Source organism: Colwellia sp. RE-S-Sl-9 (genome assembly GCF_048296855.1).
In the GTDB taxonomy this organism is placed as follows: Bacteria; Pseudomonadota; Gammaproteobacteria; order Enterobacterales; family Alteromonadaceae; genus Pseudocolwellia.
The window spans coordinates 855,033-871,670 of the sequence record NZ_CP182631.1; the positions used below are offsets into that span (position 1 = coordinate 855,033).

12 protein-coding genes are annotated in these 16,638 nt (G+C 33.7%); 3 read left to right on the forward strand and 9 right to left on the reverse strand.

The features are described from left to right. Positions 1–75: 75 nt before the first annotated feature. From urtA to ACM9HF_RS03725, 4 genes are all read right to left on the reverse strand, one after another. The gene (gene urtA / locus ACM9HF_RS03710) at positions 76–1,359 is read right to left on the reverse strand and encodes an urea ABC transporter substrate-binding protein (protein WP_473614360.1); all 1,284 of its coding nucleotides are present in this window, start codon (positions 1,357–1,359) and stop codon (positions 76–78) included. A gap of 36 nt (positions 1,360–1,395) precedes the next feature. After that, positions 1,396–2,340: an outer membrane beta-barrel protein gene (locus tag ACM9HF_RS03715; RefSeq protein ID WP_473614361.1), complete on the reverse strand. Its 945-nt coding sequence runs from the start codon at positions 2,338–2,340 to the stop codon at positions 1,396–1,398. A 529-nt stretch (positions 2,341–2,869) separates the two neighbouring features. Then, entirely contained in the window at positions 2,870–4,564 is a 1,695-nt protein-coding gene (locus ACM9HF_RS03720) for a hypothetical protein (RefSeq protein WP_473614362.1), read from the reverse strand. After that, positions 4,548–6,287 (reverse strand): hypothetical protein, encoded by a 1,740-nt coding sequence (locus tag ACM9HF_RS03725; protein ID WP_473614363.1) that lies wholly within the window; start codon positions 6,285–6,287, stop codon positions 4,548–4,550. The genes ACM9HF_RS03720 and ACM9HF_RS03725 overlap by 17 nt, the downstream gene beginning before the upstream one ends. Positions 6,288–6,467: 180 nt before the next feature. On the opposite strand from ACM9HF_RS03725, the gene ACM9HF_RS03730 reads away from it, so the two are divergent. Both ACM9HF_RS03730 and ACM9HF_RS03735 read left to right on the forward strand, forming a co-directional pair. Beyond that, positions 6,468–7,307, forward strand: coding sequence for a hypothetical protein (locus tag ACM9HF_RS03730; RefSeq protein WP_473614364.1), 840 nt, complete (start codon positions 6,468–6,470; stop codon positions 7,305–7,307). A gap of 171 nt (positions 7,308–7,478) precedes the next feature. Then, complete coding sequence (locus tag ACM9HF_RS03735; protein WP_473614365.1) at positions 7,479–7,640, forward strand: prevent-host-death protein; 162 nt, start codon at positions 7,479–7,481, stop codon at positions 7,638–7,640. Between the two features lie 53 nt (positions 7,641–7,693). Here the strand turns inward: ACM9HF_RS03735 and ACM9HF_RS03740 are convergent, their stop codons facing one another. From ACM9HF_RS03740 to ACM9HF_RS03760, 5 genes are all read right to left on the reverse strand, one after another. After that, entirely contained in the window at positions 7,694–8,110 is a 417-nt protein-coding gene (locus ACM9HF_RS03740; protein ID WP_473614366.1) for a lysozyme inhibitor LprI family protein, read from the reverse strand. A gap of 136 nt (positions 8,111–8,246) precedes the next feature. Continuing rightward, positions 8,247–8,729, reverse strand: a complete 483-nt coding sequence (locus ACM9HF_RS03745) for a hypothetical protein (RefSeq protein WP_473614367.1) — start codon at positions 8,727–8,729, stop codon at positions 8,247–8,249. 11 nt (positions 8,730–8,740) lie between these two features. Then, positions 8,741–8,911 (reverse strand): hypothetical protein, encoded by a 171-nt coding sequence (locus ACM9HF_RS03750; protein ID WP_473614368.1) that lies wholly within the window; start codon positions 8,909–8,911, stop codon positions 8,741–8,743. Between the two features lie 139 nt (positions 8,912–9,050). Further along, positions 9,051–11,420 (reverse strand): beta-galactosidase, encoded by a 2,370-nt coding sequence (locus ACM9HF_RS03755; RefSeq protein ID WP_473614369.1) that lies wholly within the window; start codon positions 11,418–11,420, stop codon positions 9,051–9,053. A gap of 87 nt (positions 11,421–11,507) precedes the next feature. Then, on the reverse strand, positions 11,508–13,019 hold the full coding sequence (locus ACM9HF_RS03760; protein WP_473614370.1) for a winged helix-turn-helix domain-containing protein: 1,512 nt from the start codon (positions 13,017–13,019) through the stop codon (positions 11,508–11,510). 232 nt (positions 13,020–13,251) lie between these two features. Between ACM9HF_RS03760 and ACM9HF_RS03765 the strand changes: the two genes are divergently transcribed. Then, the gene (locus tag ACM9HF_RS03765) at positions 13,252–16,638 is read left to right on the forward strand and encodes an ATP-binding protein (RefSeq protein ID WP_473614371.1); all 3,387 of its coding nucleotides are present in this window, start codon (positions 13,252–13,254) and stop codon (positions 16,636–16,638) included.

Here is a 16,638-nt window from a genome sequence, read left to right on the forward strand (position 1 = left end):
GGAAGATGAAAAATGCTTTGAGTAAATGGGAGGCTAACTTCGCCAACCTCCCGTTAATCATTTACTCGTTATCAGTTAAAAGTTTTGACCAGAACACTTAGCTGTTTTCACATCAAAGTTTCCGCATTTAACTGGCGCAGTCCAATCTGAAATTAAGTTTTTAGAGCTAGGTAAATAATCAGACCAAGCATCACCAATTACTGTATCAGGTGTTTCCCAAACTACTTCAAATTGACCATCTTCTTGAATTTCACCAATAAGTACTGGCTTAGATAAATGATGGTTTGCATTCATTACCGCAGTACCACCTGTTAAGTTAGGAACAGCAACACCAATCATAGCTTGCTCAACCGCATCAACATCTGTAGTACCTGCTTTTTCAACCGCTTTAGCCCACATTTTAAAACCAATGTAAGTTGCTTCCATAGGATCGTTTGTTACACGTTTGTCATCACCAATGTATTTTTTCCAATCAGCAATAAAAGTTTCGTTCTCATCCGACTCTACACTTTGAAAGTAATTCCAAGCCGCTAAGTGACCCACTAATGGTTTAGTATCAAAACCAGAAAGCTCTTCTTCACCTACAGAGAATGCAACAACAGGAATATCTTCAGCAGAAACACCTTGGTTACCTAACTCTTTATAAAATGGAATGTTTGCATCGCCGTTAATGGTTGAAACAACCGCTGTTTTCTTACCTGTTGAACCAAACTTTTTAACTTCAGCAACAATACTTTGCCAATCAGAATGACCAAATGGCGTGTAGTTCACCATAATGTCTTCGTCTTTAACGCCTTTAGATTTTAAGTACGCTTTTAAAACTTTATTAGTTGTACGTGGGTAAACATAATCTGTACCTGCTAAAACCCAACGTTTAGCACCTATATCATTCATTAAGTAATCAATAGCAGGAATTGCTTGTTGGTTTGGCGCAGCACCCGTGTAAAATACGTTTTTAGATGACTCTTCACCTTCGTATTGCACTGGGTAAAAAAGTAAACCGTTAAGTTCTTCTAATACTGGAAGTGCCGATTTACGTGATACAGATGTCCAACAACCAAAAATAACATCAACTTTTTCTTTCGCTAATAATTCACGTGTTTTCTCAGCAAATAAAGGCCAGTTAGACGCAGGGTCAACAACAACCGCTTCAAGTTGCTTACCTAAAATACCGCCAGCTTTGTTTTGCTTATCGATCATCATTAATACAGTGTCTTTTAGTGTTGTTTCACTGATCGCCATAGTGCCTGATAATGAATGCAACACACCGACTTTAATCGTGTCTGCCGCATAAGTAATACTGGTTACTAAACTACTCGCAACAATTGAACTTGCGATGATTAATTTTTTCAATTTCATGATTATTTCCTTTTTCGTAAATATCGTTGGGTTCAATTAAAAAGTTACTAAAGCTTCAATAGCAATAGTGTCTATATCAACATCGTTGATTTCTTCCATACGGTATTCAAAAACCATAAGTAAGTTATCGTTTACCGAAAAGCTTGGTGAAATAGTAATACCGCTAGCATCTTCAAATGTTGCACCAGCTGCATCTTCAACTTCCCAATCGTGGTAACGAACCGTTAAGGCAAAGTTGTCAAACGCGTAGTTAGCCATTAATAAATAACCACTCGCATCACTACCTACAAAGGCACTGTCTTCTGCTGTGTTGTATTCAGCTGCTAGTGTTAATGCGTCTTTTGAATAGCTTGCCCATGTGTTAATTAATTCAACATCACCGTCTTTTGAATAAAAACCTTTAACAGTAATTTCATCAGTCGGCATTAAAGCCACCATAGTTTCAATACCTGGATGCTCTGAATCGATAGATTGTGGACCCGCTAAATCGTTAACCACTGAAACCGCTACCGCGTAACCGTCGCCACTGTAAATACCTGAAATACCTTGTTGGTAGTAACCGTAAAAATATTTAGCGTAACCCGTACCTGAGTATTGAAATAAACCTGTAGGCTCTTCAGTTTCCCAACCGCTGTAACTTAAAAAACGACCTGCTTTAACACTAAAGTTGTCTGACACAGCATAACTAATAAACGCTTGCTCAAGATCTACACCTTCATCAGCATTTTGATATTCAATATCAACAGTTGCCGTTAACTTGTTACCAAAGTCGTATGCAAGGTCAATCTCTACTTGGTCGATACCTGATACGCTAGATGAATCGCCACCGTCTACATCTGAATAAACATAAGACATATCAATAAAGCCTGACACGCTTAAGTTATCCATTAATTTACTATCTTCAGCCTGTGCAGCTGATACAGCGCCTAACGACATTAATACTGTTGCAGCAACAGGTGTTAATTTTTGTAAAATTTTCATGTTTAGCATCCCTTAAGTATTTCAATTGCGTGTTCTATATTTTTATTATTAAACAAGTAACACGAGGTTTATTTAACTGTGGTTAGTATTACTAAGTTAATAAATAGTTAATATGCGCAAAAGCACGCAAAGGCATACGCATAATTACGTAGTTTTGTTTTTTTGGGGAATGTTACTAAGGATGATTGAAAAATTATCGAGACTATTTATTTAGTTGATATTTGATTCTATTTTTATTTTTTAGCGGGATTATATTCCGCATTATTGATTCTTATAATATTCAGCGCGGATGTCGAACATTAGGGTAACGCAGGAGCAGTTACCGAGAACAAGCATTCGCCTGCGCCTATAAACCTTAAGTTCCTGCTAAGTAATGAATTCATTAGCTCAATTGGTATATGGCTAATATTGCGAAATTTGTGAAAAATGAATACGCACAAAGTCATAATTACGTAGTTTTACGGGTTTCAAGAAATTGTTAATAAGTGAAATTATTAACTAACAATTACGAAGGAACTACTAATTAGCATTATTTTCCTTTTTGATGCTGTAAAAAGTCATAAAAGAAATGAATTGGAACTGGGTATCTATAATAACGACAAGCAAGAAAAACTATCGGTTCTAAATTTTTTTTAATAGCCGACAATTCACCAAATGATTTCGAGTTATTACATTCAGTCATAACATGGTCGATAACTTTATCAGGAGCCATTTCAAAACCTGTAGTAGCACATCCGTGCATTTCTACATTATTGTAAAAATAAACTTCAGAGTCTTGAGCTGGATACCAATATTGTAGAGTGCAATGTCCTAGCTCTTTTTCTGTAAAATTTAATAACTCATTACCAGTAACGTCATTTTTATACAACGCTGAAAAAATAGCTGAAACGGGATAGAGAATACTAGCTTTAGTCACATTATGTTTATACGTGTTATTGGTTTGTTCACGATGGCCTAACAATTTTCTAAAGTCATCAACTGTTGAAGGGTACATTCCATTAGTTTTATATGAAAATATACTCCGATTGATGATTTCATCTAACCAACTAATACCGAATTCATCATTTTCAGAGTCTTGTATCAATAAATACATAGCTAAGGATATATCTATCGCTTGTTCATCAAGATATGGAGATAACAATAAAGGATTGTTTTTTATTAACAGCTTTATTGAATGAATAACTAATTCTAGTTTTTTGGTTAATTCTACATTTTGCGTATCATCTATTAATGAATTTTTTGCATTTAACTTTTTTAGATCCATTAAAATCCAGATACCGTACATTGATAGCCGACTTAATAAATCAAATAGTTTTAAGTTAATATCAATTGAGGTAGGTGAATTAATTACGTTAGAAATCGCATGCATTTTGTCTACATGCGGTATTAAACATTTTTCTGTATATTCTCGCGTAATAGCGTGATAAGTCGATAGTAATTTATCAAAGGCTTTTCGTGCATTAGTACTTCTAGAATCTTTAATTAAATCCCAACAATTTAAGATACAAAACTCAGCGGATAAATATGTGGACTCAACATTATTACCATCCCTACCCCATGAAAAAAGCACCCATAGACAAATATTAATTCGATTAATGATTTTGTGAAGATCTTTATTATCTTTTATCTCAACATCTATAAGTTTTCTTATTAATCTAATAAAATGCTTATGAGATACATCAGGTTCATCAAGTAATGCAATTGATTTTCTTAACATAGATTGCCAATCTTTTGGTAATAATTCTTCTTTCAAAAAGTGCTGTAAAATTAATTCTGATAATTTATCACCATTCCATTCTTCAAATTTTAAATGTTCTGTTTCATGTTGCTGCTCAAAACCTGTAACCTCTTGTCTTATCGTTGTTTGAACATCACCACCAAAACACAAACAGATAACAATAGGCTTATCAGCATGCTCTTTAGGTAGCCGATGTGGGATATAAGAGTTGAGAATACTATGAATAGAAGGTAATAAGTCTTGGTTTGAGCCACCACACCAACTCTGCCTAGTTAAGTTTTTTTCTTTAATAGAAAAAAGATAAACTTTTTCAATATCATTACCTATTTTACCTACAGCAGCAACATCGACACCATACTCGTTCGCACCTCTAATAGGTCGAGCATAAACATTGAGACCCATTTGACTTAACAAATCAGGTACTAAGACATCTAATTCGTCACGTTCATTTAAAGATGCTAAATACTGTTTAAGAATTAACTTCATTTTTAAAAACCTCCATTCTAAAAAAACGAAGAGTATATTCTAAACCTTCAGGATCAAGGGTATCTAACCTGGGAAATTCAGTTGAATAAGAATGCTTGCTCATTTTCATTTCAGATCGTCTGGGTTGATCATTACCATCATATATATAAACAGCGCTACTATTCCCATATAAAATAGTCTGCGTTGTAAATAACTCAGAAAGTACGCTGGGTGGGACAGCCTCTTGAGCATCCTCCATTAATTGCTGAAAATGCTCCCAATACTGCTCTCTTCTTTGCTGGGAACACTGTATTTCATTAATCCCCCAAACTCCTTCCATATTGTCAAAATACTCATTTAGTTGAGTAATTGCATTCTGAATAGTATTTTTTACAGCTAATGAACTAGTTAGTTCTTTTTTTTCTAAGTATCGTCGTAACTCACCAGAATAGTTCATTAATAATGTTTCAAACAGTATCTTCTTTAACTCTTCATGCTCATTTTCTTGTGTAACATCAATAATAGATAAAACAAAATTTGCAGCGACAATTGGGCGTGTAAATAACCAGCCAACAGCTTTTCTAGCTAAAAAATGTGGCATACCATTCAATTTATTTACTTGTGTAACATCAACTTTTATTTCAATATCTTTAATGTTCAGATCATGTAATAAATCTCGAACAGCACAACATAAATTTAAATTTCCAGATAAAAACCATTTAGTTATAAGTGCATGTAAATATTCATCATTATTTTTAATTAGCTTACTATTAAAATAATTAAATTCGCTGATGCATATATCTTTATTTAGTAAGAATTCAAGTAAGTCTTCTATATACTCATATTCATGTTGTTTAAGAAGTTTCACTAATAAATGTTCAATATTACTTAATACAGTCTGATTATCTACTTTAGTATTTTTTAAAAAACTAATTAACTTATGTTTTATTGAGTAAGGAATATTTTTTCGATCAAAGGCTGCAACATTGGAAACGCTATAAAGTAAAGTAGGTGATGGCTCTATGAGTAGAGTATTTAATACAATATCTATTCTATCCCACAAACACTCATCTCTTTCACCAAGATTAATAGCTGCATTAAACAGATCACTTTTAGCTGCTTCATCTTTCTCTATTAAACATCGCTTTTCTAAGAAAGAAAACGCCATATTAATAGTTACGTTAACGTTTAAATCAATACGTGAAAGAGACAAGTAAGCTTGCTGTCTAGCACTTACAGCTTTATGGCTACCAATACTATTTAGTTTATTGAAACTCCATTCCGTATCAAATGAACTACCAGCGATAATAGCAGAGGATATAAAATCACTAAATTTATCTACATTATCAATAGATATCGTAAAGGCTTCTTTATAGCTGTCTTCATTATTGATACAAAATTGGGTAAAACTAGAGAAAAGTTGGTTTAGCGATATATTATCACCAATATCATTTTTTAATTGGAAAATACACTCCATAACTTCAATAACAGGGGCTTTAATATTAGGTAATAATGATTCATAAACATGGCATAACGTCCAAAAGTTATGATACTGCCCTTTACTTTTAAGTGTCTTATATAATTCATTTATATTAAGTACTGATTCTGAATGTAACTCTAATAAAGCATTAGTTAGGTACTTTTTACTACTTCTTTCATCGTAATAAAGTTCATTTACAACATTGAAGAAATAATCCGTTTTTAATGCATTAGATAATTTTATTTTTATTTCAGTAAGTGACATACTCAAATTCTATCATTTAATCTATTAACTATATCTTTGGGCTTAAAGATGCATAACAAGTTATTTTGACAAAAAATCATCATTATTTTTACTTATTAATAAGTTACTAATTTTTTAAATTCTAAAAAAAGATTTTTCATTATAAAATGAACATCCAAATTCAAATGGATATAATAAGATATGGAACATTTTAATCATCTTGCAAACGAATACTATAAACTCTTTTACTCATATAAATTCTACTTTACAAAGCTTTGGTTTAACATTTCTCTATTTTTGATATCAACCATATTATTCCTATCATTTTCGATTGATTTTTTTGTTACAGATCACGCCTTAATAAAAATACCTAACGAGGAAGTAAAAATAGAAAAATTTTACGGATTAGTATGGATACTTAGTACCGAAGCTTTATTCTTACTTAGCGCTTTGGCACTAAAGCAACAAAGAAATAAAGAAATAATAGCTGTAGTTAGAAAAAAGAAAAATTCAAAGAAAGAAACGGTAATAGAATTGAAAAAAGAATGGTTATTACAAGAGTTCAAGGCTAAACCTACGGAGTACATAACCTTAGCTGACATGGTATTAAAGAGCTATGACATATTAAAGAAACATAGACAGCCACTGGAGTTTACTCGATATGATTTTTATCAAGTATTTTATGATGAATCAGCTAAAACTCGAATTTTAAGTCTATTACTTGCGATTACATCATTAATTGCAGTAATAATACTAAAGAATCCAAATGCAATAGATTTTATTTTTAAAGAAATTTACTACACTGAGACTAAATTAATCTTTTTTACTATTGCCTTTTTTTCACTGTTTTTACTTTTTACACTGATTATAATTAAGTGCTTTTTTATCGGGTTAATGTTATTAATTGAAAGCTTATTTTCAATTAATAACACATCATCTTTTAATCAATATATTTCTAATTTACTTATTAGTGATTTAATAAGATACGCTGAATTAGAAATAAACAAAACCAAATCACCTCATCTGTACGATTTAGTCTGAGACATAAAAATTAAGAACAACTTTTGAGACTCATTTCTACATAAACTAAACAGGTATATATATTATCCATAAGCTCAAAAATAAGGATAAAATGTACAATATCATGCCATACACATTACCAAAGAAGTTATTATTGATAGCATAAGCATTGATGGTAATACTTTTATAGTAATGATTGCCGAAGACTGGGAAAGAGAACAAGAAACATTGCATGTTTTACAAAATAATAATTTGATGAAACAAAGGTCAGAATCAATAAAAACAGATACGTGTAATCAAGATTATAAAGCTAAAAAAAATCAATTAGATGGAATTGCTATTTTTTATATGTAGTAGCTCAAATCTAATCTAACAATTACCTAAATTTTAGTTGTCTGACGCTTCACTTATTTATTGCTTAAAATCCATTGTAAGTAGCTTATACGTTCATTAATCTTTGTTTCGTAACAAAAATTAATAATAGACGGGTATCCACTTCCACCTTCAGAGTCTAAAGTTTCCATTATACAATTCGACTCCGTGTAAAGAGCCCAATCCTTTTGAGACTTTTTGATTTTATCACTTCTTGATTGCGATACTTTTTTAGCAGTAGAAAGTAGCTCGTCAATAAGTAAATTCATACGACTTTTAGCTAACGTTAAACTTTTACTCCCACATTCATCCATTTTCTGTTCAGTGTCTTCATATAAACAATTCATACTTTGAAATACAGAATGAATTTCACTGTAATCGACTTTTTTCTCAAGATGGCCCCCAGCTAACAATATGCTGGGGATTAGAGAAAGAAATAAAATGTAACGCATTAAAACTCCGGAATTTAATTATATAAATATAACTTAATAAAATAGATAAACGCCTGAAAAGGCAAATAATAACTAATTAGAATAATAGAAAGTAAATTTTAAAGCTTACTTTCTATCTTGGAGGTATGTAGAAGAGTTATTTACAGCTTACCTCTGAATCGTAACCTAAATAATAATAACCTTCCCAAACTACAGTTGAAGAATTCTTAACAAAATATTTAATGCCTTCTGTTGTAGTGCAGTAGTCGAAATTTGAAGTGTTAAGCTTTTCTGCACCAATAACTCCTATAGCTAAATCAATAGCTGTAGGAGAATCAATTAAATAAAATGAATAACCGTTATTTGTGTTTATTTGACTTCTATCGGCCATTAATGGAAAACATTCATCAGGATTAGTCGCTTTACCGGATATAACCGCTTTTTCAATCGAACGTTTTTCGTCTAGCTTTATTAGAGTAATATTTGTTGGGATATTAACATTTTGATTTTTTATTGCTAAGCAATTCCCATGCATCCAACCGATATTTTCTTTAACTAATGTAGACTCACTATTTTCTAATGGTGAAGCCGTACAAGAAGTTGAGGAAAGTAGGAGAACAGATATAAATAAATTTTTCATATTTTTTTCATTTACTTGTTTATCTTACGTTTAATCACATCTTCCATAATATTTTTAGGCGTTTTTTCAGTGAACCCTCGCCCTTCTGCTTTAATAAGTTCACTACGGATTGTGGCCATTTTTATTTGAGCATACCTGTTTTTCTGTTCGTGCGAAGTGATTGTTTTTTTAGTTTTCGTCATATATACCACCTCAAGATGCAGTTTACTTAATTGAATAAAAAAATATAAAAAACAATGACCAAATGCAAATAAAAAAGGTTAATAACAAGCCATACTCCGCACGTTATTAACCTTTAATGAGTTAAAAGAACTTATAATTTTACTTGTTCAAATAACCGTATCTACGTTCATATAAGTTTTTATGAACTTCTTTCGCTGCTTTTACCATGTGTTCGTAAGGAACATCTGTTACCCGTACTATACCTGTATTGTAGTTTTCGCCATCGTAAGCACGTCCTGGAATTGGACCGTCGGCATATTGAAACATGTGCACACCTACAAAGTAAGGATTATCGATGATTGAATTCATGTATTTTTTCATTTTTTCACCACGATCTTTTTGATCAGCTGCGATTACAATCCCCGGATGTACATGCCCTGCATCGTCAGAACCGAAGCTAAACTCGCCAATTAAACTAGGTGCGTCAATGTCTTTAAGAAACTCCCATTGGCTAGGAACTAAGCCTTCTTCGTATAGGTTGTAGGTAATAATGTCGTTGTGTTCAGATGCGGCTTTAATAATTTCAAGTGGCATTCCCCAAACAGGCATACGTGAACCTAAGTACAAGTGGTTAGGTAGTTTAGATTTTAGTGCTTTGTTAACGGTACTAAAATATTGAACGCCATATTGGTAAAGTAATTCAGAGTAGTCTTGCTTTTGAGCTTCGGTATTAAAGCTAGCGTCGATACCTTTAGCGAATGCGTCCCACGATTCAATGTTTTTATTCCATGCTTTGTTAAGCGCGGTAATTGAACCATATTTTTCTTTTAACACTTTAGTAAACGCGGCTTTTGCATGAACTTTGGCTGCATCGGTTTGTAGTGTATTTAATACAATACCGTAACGAGATTCGTCGCTACCACCACGGCCAAAACTTTGCTCATTGTCCATAAATATGCCCATACACCAAGGGGTGGCATTTATTTGTTCAGCAACATGTTCTGCAGCAACAACGGCACGTTGGTAAAATCTAGGATCATAAGCATCTGGTACACCATGCCAAAAATCGAAGCCACTACTTAATGTGCCAAATTCGCCAATAATGTCTGCAAATGCAACAAATGGAATTTTGTTATTACCGTAATAAGCTTCTTCAGACCAGTTTCCTAAAGATGTGTAACCCCAATCTAACATTCTGCGTAAGGTAACTTCGCGCCATGTATCTAAGTACGATTCTTTATAAGTTTCGCCGTAACGTCGCTCAAGGTTAGCGCTATAAAAGCTAAAGGTTTCACCATGTTTTAATGGTCCACTTTGTGTTTCTCTACGGTACCCAAAGTGATTACCTAGCGGCTCATCATATTTAGGTAACCATTCGTATAAGTTAGTGCGCGTTTCGTTAGCAACAAAGCGTGTAGGTAGTGCTTCGTCATTCACGCGGTTTAATGGTTGATCATCTTCTGCAATGGTCATATCGGAGGTACGTTTAGCGATAAAGTTTTGCTCGAAGTCGTAACCCGTTATGGTTGATGAGTTTGATAAACGAATAATATCAATGCCCGTTGAAAAGTATAAGTACCCTTCTGGATCTATTAATGCCCATTTACCTTCTATTTTTTGCGTGCGGAAAAAACCTGTTGCTTCAAAACGTGGGCCATTTGCCCAACCATGAAACTTTGAGCGGTCGCTAAGCTTTTCACCTTTTAACGTTGATAGTTCGTTAGATACTAATTCTTTTAGGTGTTTATCTGACTTAACTTTATTAGGATAATCAACTTTTGCATTTTGTCCGTATTTATCAATTAATCCTGTTAAAAAGTTTTTGTCCATTTCAGGGTTAGGACGTAATCGAATATTATCTATAGTGAACTGACGATCGCTTAACAAACCATTTGCGTTAAAACTTAACGCGACAATTCCAGATAAATCTAATTGTTTGTTACCCCAAAAAGAATAAACTTGTTTGTCGTTTGACTGCCAAGTTACAGGGTTTGAGCGAAAACCAGATTCAAAGTTAAATTCTGTTTTGTTGGCCCATGGTGGATCTTTTTGATCATGCCCATCCATTTTAGCGTAGTGCGTTGTGGTTTTGCCAACAGGTACAACTAAACCTCGGGTGTAAAATCCACCACTTTTATCGCTAATGGTTAAATCTAATTGAACAGATTCGGTACCATTATTTGTTAAATCGAATGCTAAATTAAAGTCTGCATAATTACTCCAATCAAAAGGAGTTTCTGGGCGAATAACAAAGTTAGCGCTATTATTTTTTTGTGTGTTTAGCTTAACTAATAATGAATGTTTACCCGCGATTGAAGATGAGCTATCGGTGAGGTTAGCTATACCGTTATTAACCTTAATTTCGGTAGGTGTTTTTTCGCTTTCAAAGTCATAGAGGATGATCTCTGACTCTATTTTTTTTGAGGTGATTTCGTCTGCGTTTTTTGTTACTTCACAGCCCATTAAAGAGAGTGCAAAAAGTGGACTTAGCCCAACCCAGTGAATATTTTTTTTTACGTGTTTTATCATTGATACACATTCCTTTTAATTTATTTACAGTAAAGGTAATGTTTTAATGAGTAAATAGGTCTTAAAATTTTCTATAAAAAACTATAATTACATTTTAAGGTCAATTTTAAACTTTGGAAGTAGGTTTTCTATTTCGTACTCTCTTACTACTTTTTTAGCTAATTCAATATGTTGCTTACTTTTTTCACTATTACCCGCAACTTTTTCGGTTTCTGCTAATAAACAATGAATACTTGTCATACCTATCGAAAAATAGATACTTTCAAACTGTTTTAAGGATTGAGTAAACGATTTTCTCGCTTCAACTAAGTCGTTTTGTACAAGATGTAACTCGCCTTCAAGTTGTAAAACGAAGCCGTTATAGTATGGGTTATTTTCAATTTTTAATTGCTTATTTATAAGCGAAGTATAAAACCATGCTTTATCTAAATCACCCAACCTGAACAAGTTATAAGCATGGCGATAATATATACCCGCTTTATCAATATTGAGCTTGTCTGCAACTCCAATTAAACGTTCACTAATGGTTAACGCTTCTTGAAAATTTTCTCGGTATTGTAGCCAATCAATAAGGACTTTTTGAGCTTGTACATTGTTTGGCTCAATGGCGATTAAACCTTTTATTAATTGAATAGCTGCGTTGGATTTTCCTGATTGAGAAAGAGCGATGGCTTCAACAAAAATCTCATGGTTAAACTTTGTTGAACTAACAGGAGTTCGTTCTACTTTATTTTCAGTTTTATATTCTGTAATACTCGCTATTATGTTTGATAATTTACTCACTAATTCATCAACCGAATTGCCAAATATAACTTCTCTAATGATTTGGTCGGTAAAATGTAATTTATATATAAGTTGATATTGGTCAAGCGTTCGTGAGATTTCAGACTCAACCACTATCCCTGCGGCTGTAATTTTAAATAAGCGAGATATTTGCTCAGTGGTATAATCTCTGTCCATATTCACATTACGCATTGATAATAATACGTAGTCTAAAGGCATCACTTTAGAATGATCTGCAGCTTGAGTGATTAAGGTATCCATAATACCAATAGAAACCCAATCAAATTTTTTGTCTTGAATATTATTTTTTGTGGGTAAAATAAAAATGGTGTTTTGTGCTTGCGCTGAATGTTGAGCCGTAGTGGCTTGCATAACATAATAAACAGACGAGCTAACCACGGCCGTTAATAATAATAAAGAGATTAACAGTAGCTTGAGCTTAAAGGGATATTTAGATGTATTGGCATCGGAATTAATATGTTGTTCTATTGGCGAAGTTACTGTGCTGCTATTTGATAACTCAATAGGCTCTACCCAGCTATAGCCTTTTCTAGGGTGTGTTTGAATCACTTTTTTCCCAGAAAACACCTTACGTATTTCTGCAACAGATTGAAAGATAACTTGTTCGTCAACATTTACGTCATGCCATATGTTATCTAGCAACGACGATTTATCAATTATATTGTCTTTATTTTCAATTAACGTTAGTAATAACTGGAAAGTTTTTGGTCTAACATCAAACCGTTGCCCTTCAACTGTTACACTATGTTCATGACAATCAATAACAAAACCATCACCAACATATTGAATATTCAAGATTTTACACCATAAATTTAATCATAAAAAAGTCGTTACCGACTAAAAGAACAAATATTATAACAACATCTATAATATGCTCAGCAATAATTTATCAATTAAAACAAAACTACGTCTATTTACGCATATGTTTTTGTTTTATTTAGCTTTAGAATATTACAAATAAAAAACGATTTATATATCCATTTTAAGAATACAAATAGTAATTATTAGCTACTTTGTTGGGAAATTAATGCAGTCTAATCAAAAAATATTACCCACACGCAGAACTTACAATAAGCTTGTTGCCAACGAGATGATGGAAGATTTTGCCTTGCGCTTTACTGCTAAACGCGCACGTCATCATTCCTTCAGTAAAATAGCAATTACCGCTTTAGGTATTGTTTCTTTTTTAGTATTAGAAGCCATAGGTGGTGCGATAACCCTAAATTATGGTTTTGTAAATTCGGCATGGGCAATATTAGCCGTTGTATTAGTTATATTTTTTAATGGTTTACCGATTAGTTATTACTCAGCAAAATATGGTGTAGATATAGACTTACTCAGCCGTGGTGCGGGTTTTGGTTATATTGGTTCAACTATCGCCTCATTGGTTTATGCGTCGTTTACTTTTATATTTTTTGCGCTTGAAGCGGCAATTATGTCGATGGCGCTTTATCTGTTGTTTGATCTTCCCTTATATATTGGCTACGTAATTAGCGCTGTTGCGGTTATTCCTTTAGTTACCCACGGTATCGCTTATATCAGTAAGTTTCAGGTATGGACTCAGCCTATTTGGGCGGTATTACAAGTACTGCCGTTATTTTTTGTTTTTAATCATGCCGATACTGACTTTCAAGCATGGTTTAATTATACCGGCAATGCAGGTGAAGCAGGTTCGTCGTTCAATCTATTATTGTTTGGTTCAGCCTCTGCTGTGTTGTTAGCTCTGGTTGCTCAAATTGGTGAACAGGTCGATTTTTTACGATTTTTGCCTGAAAAGCCTAAAAAAAGCCCATGGAAATGGTGGATAGCCTTAGTATCTGCAGGCCCAGGGTGGATAATATTTGGTGGCTTAAAACTACTATTAGGATCGTTTTTAGCTTACTTTGCTTTGCAGCAAGGGATTTCATTTGCGTTGGCTGGCGATCCCGCTCATATGTACAATTTAGCTTTTAGCTATGTGTTCGACAATGCCAACATCAGCCTGATTGTTGCTTGTAGTTTTGTGATAATTTCGCAATTAAAAATCAATGTGGCGAACGCCTATGCAGGCTCTTTGGCTTGGTCTAATTTTTTCTCGCGCGCCACGCATAACCACCCTGGTCGTGTTGTGTGGATGCTGTTTAATTTAGCCATTGCTTTGCTATTAATGGAGCTAGGCATTTATCAAACTATTGAAAAAATGCTAACGGTTTATTCAGTAATCGTATTAGCTTGGCTTAGTTCGGTTGTGGCTGATTTAATTATTAACAAACCTTTAGGTATTAGCCCAAAAGGTATTGAATTTAAACGTTCGCGCTTACACGATATAAACCCTGTTGGTGTTGGCTCAATGATTATTGCGACCGTTGTGGGTTTTACTGCGCATTTTGGTTGGTACGGCGAAACCGTTAAAGCATTAGCGTCGTTTATTGCTTTTGGTTTACCTTTTGTTACGGTGCCATTAATTGGTATGTTAACTAAAGGTAAGTTTTATCTGGTTAACAACAATATGCCTGTGATTAAGCAATCAACAAAATGTCATATTTGCGAGAACGAGTTTGAACAAGAAGACATGACCTACTGCCCTGCTTACAACAATGCCATATGTTCACTGTGTTGTAGTCTTGACGTTAGATGTGGCGATAAATGTAGGCCAGAAGCCACTATTGCCAAGCAATCCCATCATTTTTTCAATCGTTTTTTAACCACTTCAATACTTCGAAAACTCACTACTCCGTTGATGCAATTTGTAGCGGTAACCTTAAGTTTAAGTTTTGTTGGTGCTGGCATATTATTTCTTATTTATTTACAGGTGCCCTTAGAGGATGAAGGCATAAAAACGGTTTTTGCGAACACCTTAATTAAAATATTTTTCTTATTGCTGATTATTATTGGCATAGTCAGTTGGCTATTTATTTTAGCGCGCAGCGGTAACCGTGCAGCATTAAAAGAGCTAAGATCGCAAACTAATGCGTTAGCCAAAGAGATTGACGCCCATAAAGAAACCTCTCTTGAATTACAAAACTCAAAAGAAGTAGCAGAGTCAGCTAACGAAGCTAAAAGCCGATATTTAGCCGGATTAAGCCATGAATTACGAACACCGCTTAATGTATTACTTGGTTATGCTCAGCTATTAAGTCAAGACAGTGAAATACCTACAAGACAACGAGAAACCTTATCGATTGTAAAAAGAAACGGTGAACATCTAGCTGATTTAATTGAAGGTTTACTTGAAATATCTAAAATTGAAGCAGGAAGAATTACCCTGCAAAAAGACGATTTTAATCTGTATTCAATACTGATGCAGTTAGTTGAAATGTTTCAAATGCAAGCCAGCCAAAAAGGCATTAAATTTACTTATAACATTAGTAAAAACTTACCTGTTTACGTGGCTACAGACAAACAGCGCTTTCGACAAATTTTAATTAACTTAATATCAAACGCCATTAAATACACTGAAAAAGGTTCGGTAAATGTTGATGTGTCGTACCGAAATAATGTAGCTCAGTTCAGTATTACCGATACAGGTGTTGGTATATCACAAGCGAACCAAGAATTGGTTTTCAAACCTTTTGAACAAATACGAAACGCCCATACACAAGCTATTGGCGGCACAGGTTTAGGGTTAACTATCTCGCGTTCATTAGCTGAGTTAATGGGCGGAGAAATCACCTTAACCAGTGTTATTGGGCAAGGTTCTACCTTTAAATTACGTTTATTGTTATCGCAAACGAAAGAAAACCAAAAACAGCCTGAATACGCTATTACTAAAGCTGTGTCTTATACGGGAGCAGAAAAAACGATATTGGTGGTAGACGACGATGCAAACCAACATCGATTAATGCAAGACTTGCTTCAGCCATTAGGTTTTAAAGTGTTACTCGCGCCCAATGCAGCAGCAGGCTTTACCGTACTCGAAAATAACACCGTTGATTTAATGTTACTTGATGTAAGAATGCCAGAAACAAATGGTTGGCAAATGGCAAAACAAATTAGGCGACAAAAATATGTACTACCTATTATTATGGTTTCCGCTAATGCCAGAGATATAGAAGCTAGCCAACAAGCTAAAGCTTTTCATAACGGCTACATAGCTAAACCCGTTAACATAGATTCATTATTAGGAAAAATAGCCCAGTGTTTATCTATAGAATGGCAATACGAAAACATTCAAAATAACACTGAAAACAACGATAATGACCCAGCGATAAAAGTTAACTCCACAGTAAATGCAGAGCATTACCAGTCTTTAATCGCCATTGCTGAAATAGGTTATTTATCAGGATTTAAAGAACAAATGACCAAAATAGACAATGAGTTTTTTTTACCCAATAACGTAAAATCACAGTTGAATGAATATGTTGCACAGTGTAACTTTCCTAAAATAATTCAATATCTTAATGAGCTCATTAACCAAACTAATGATAAGAAGTAA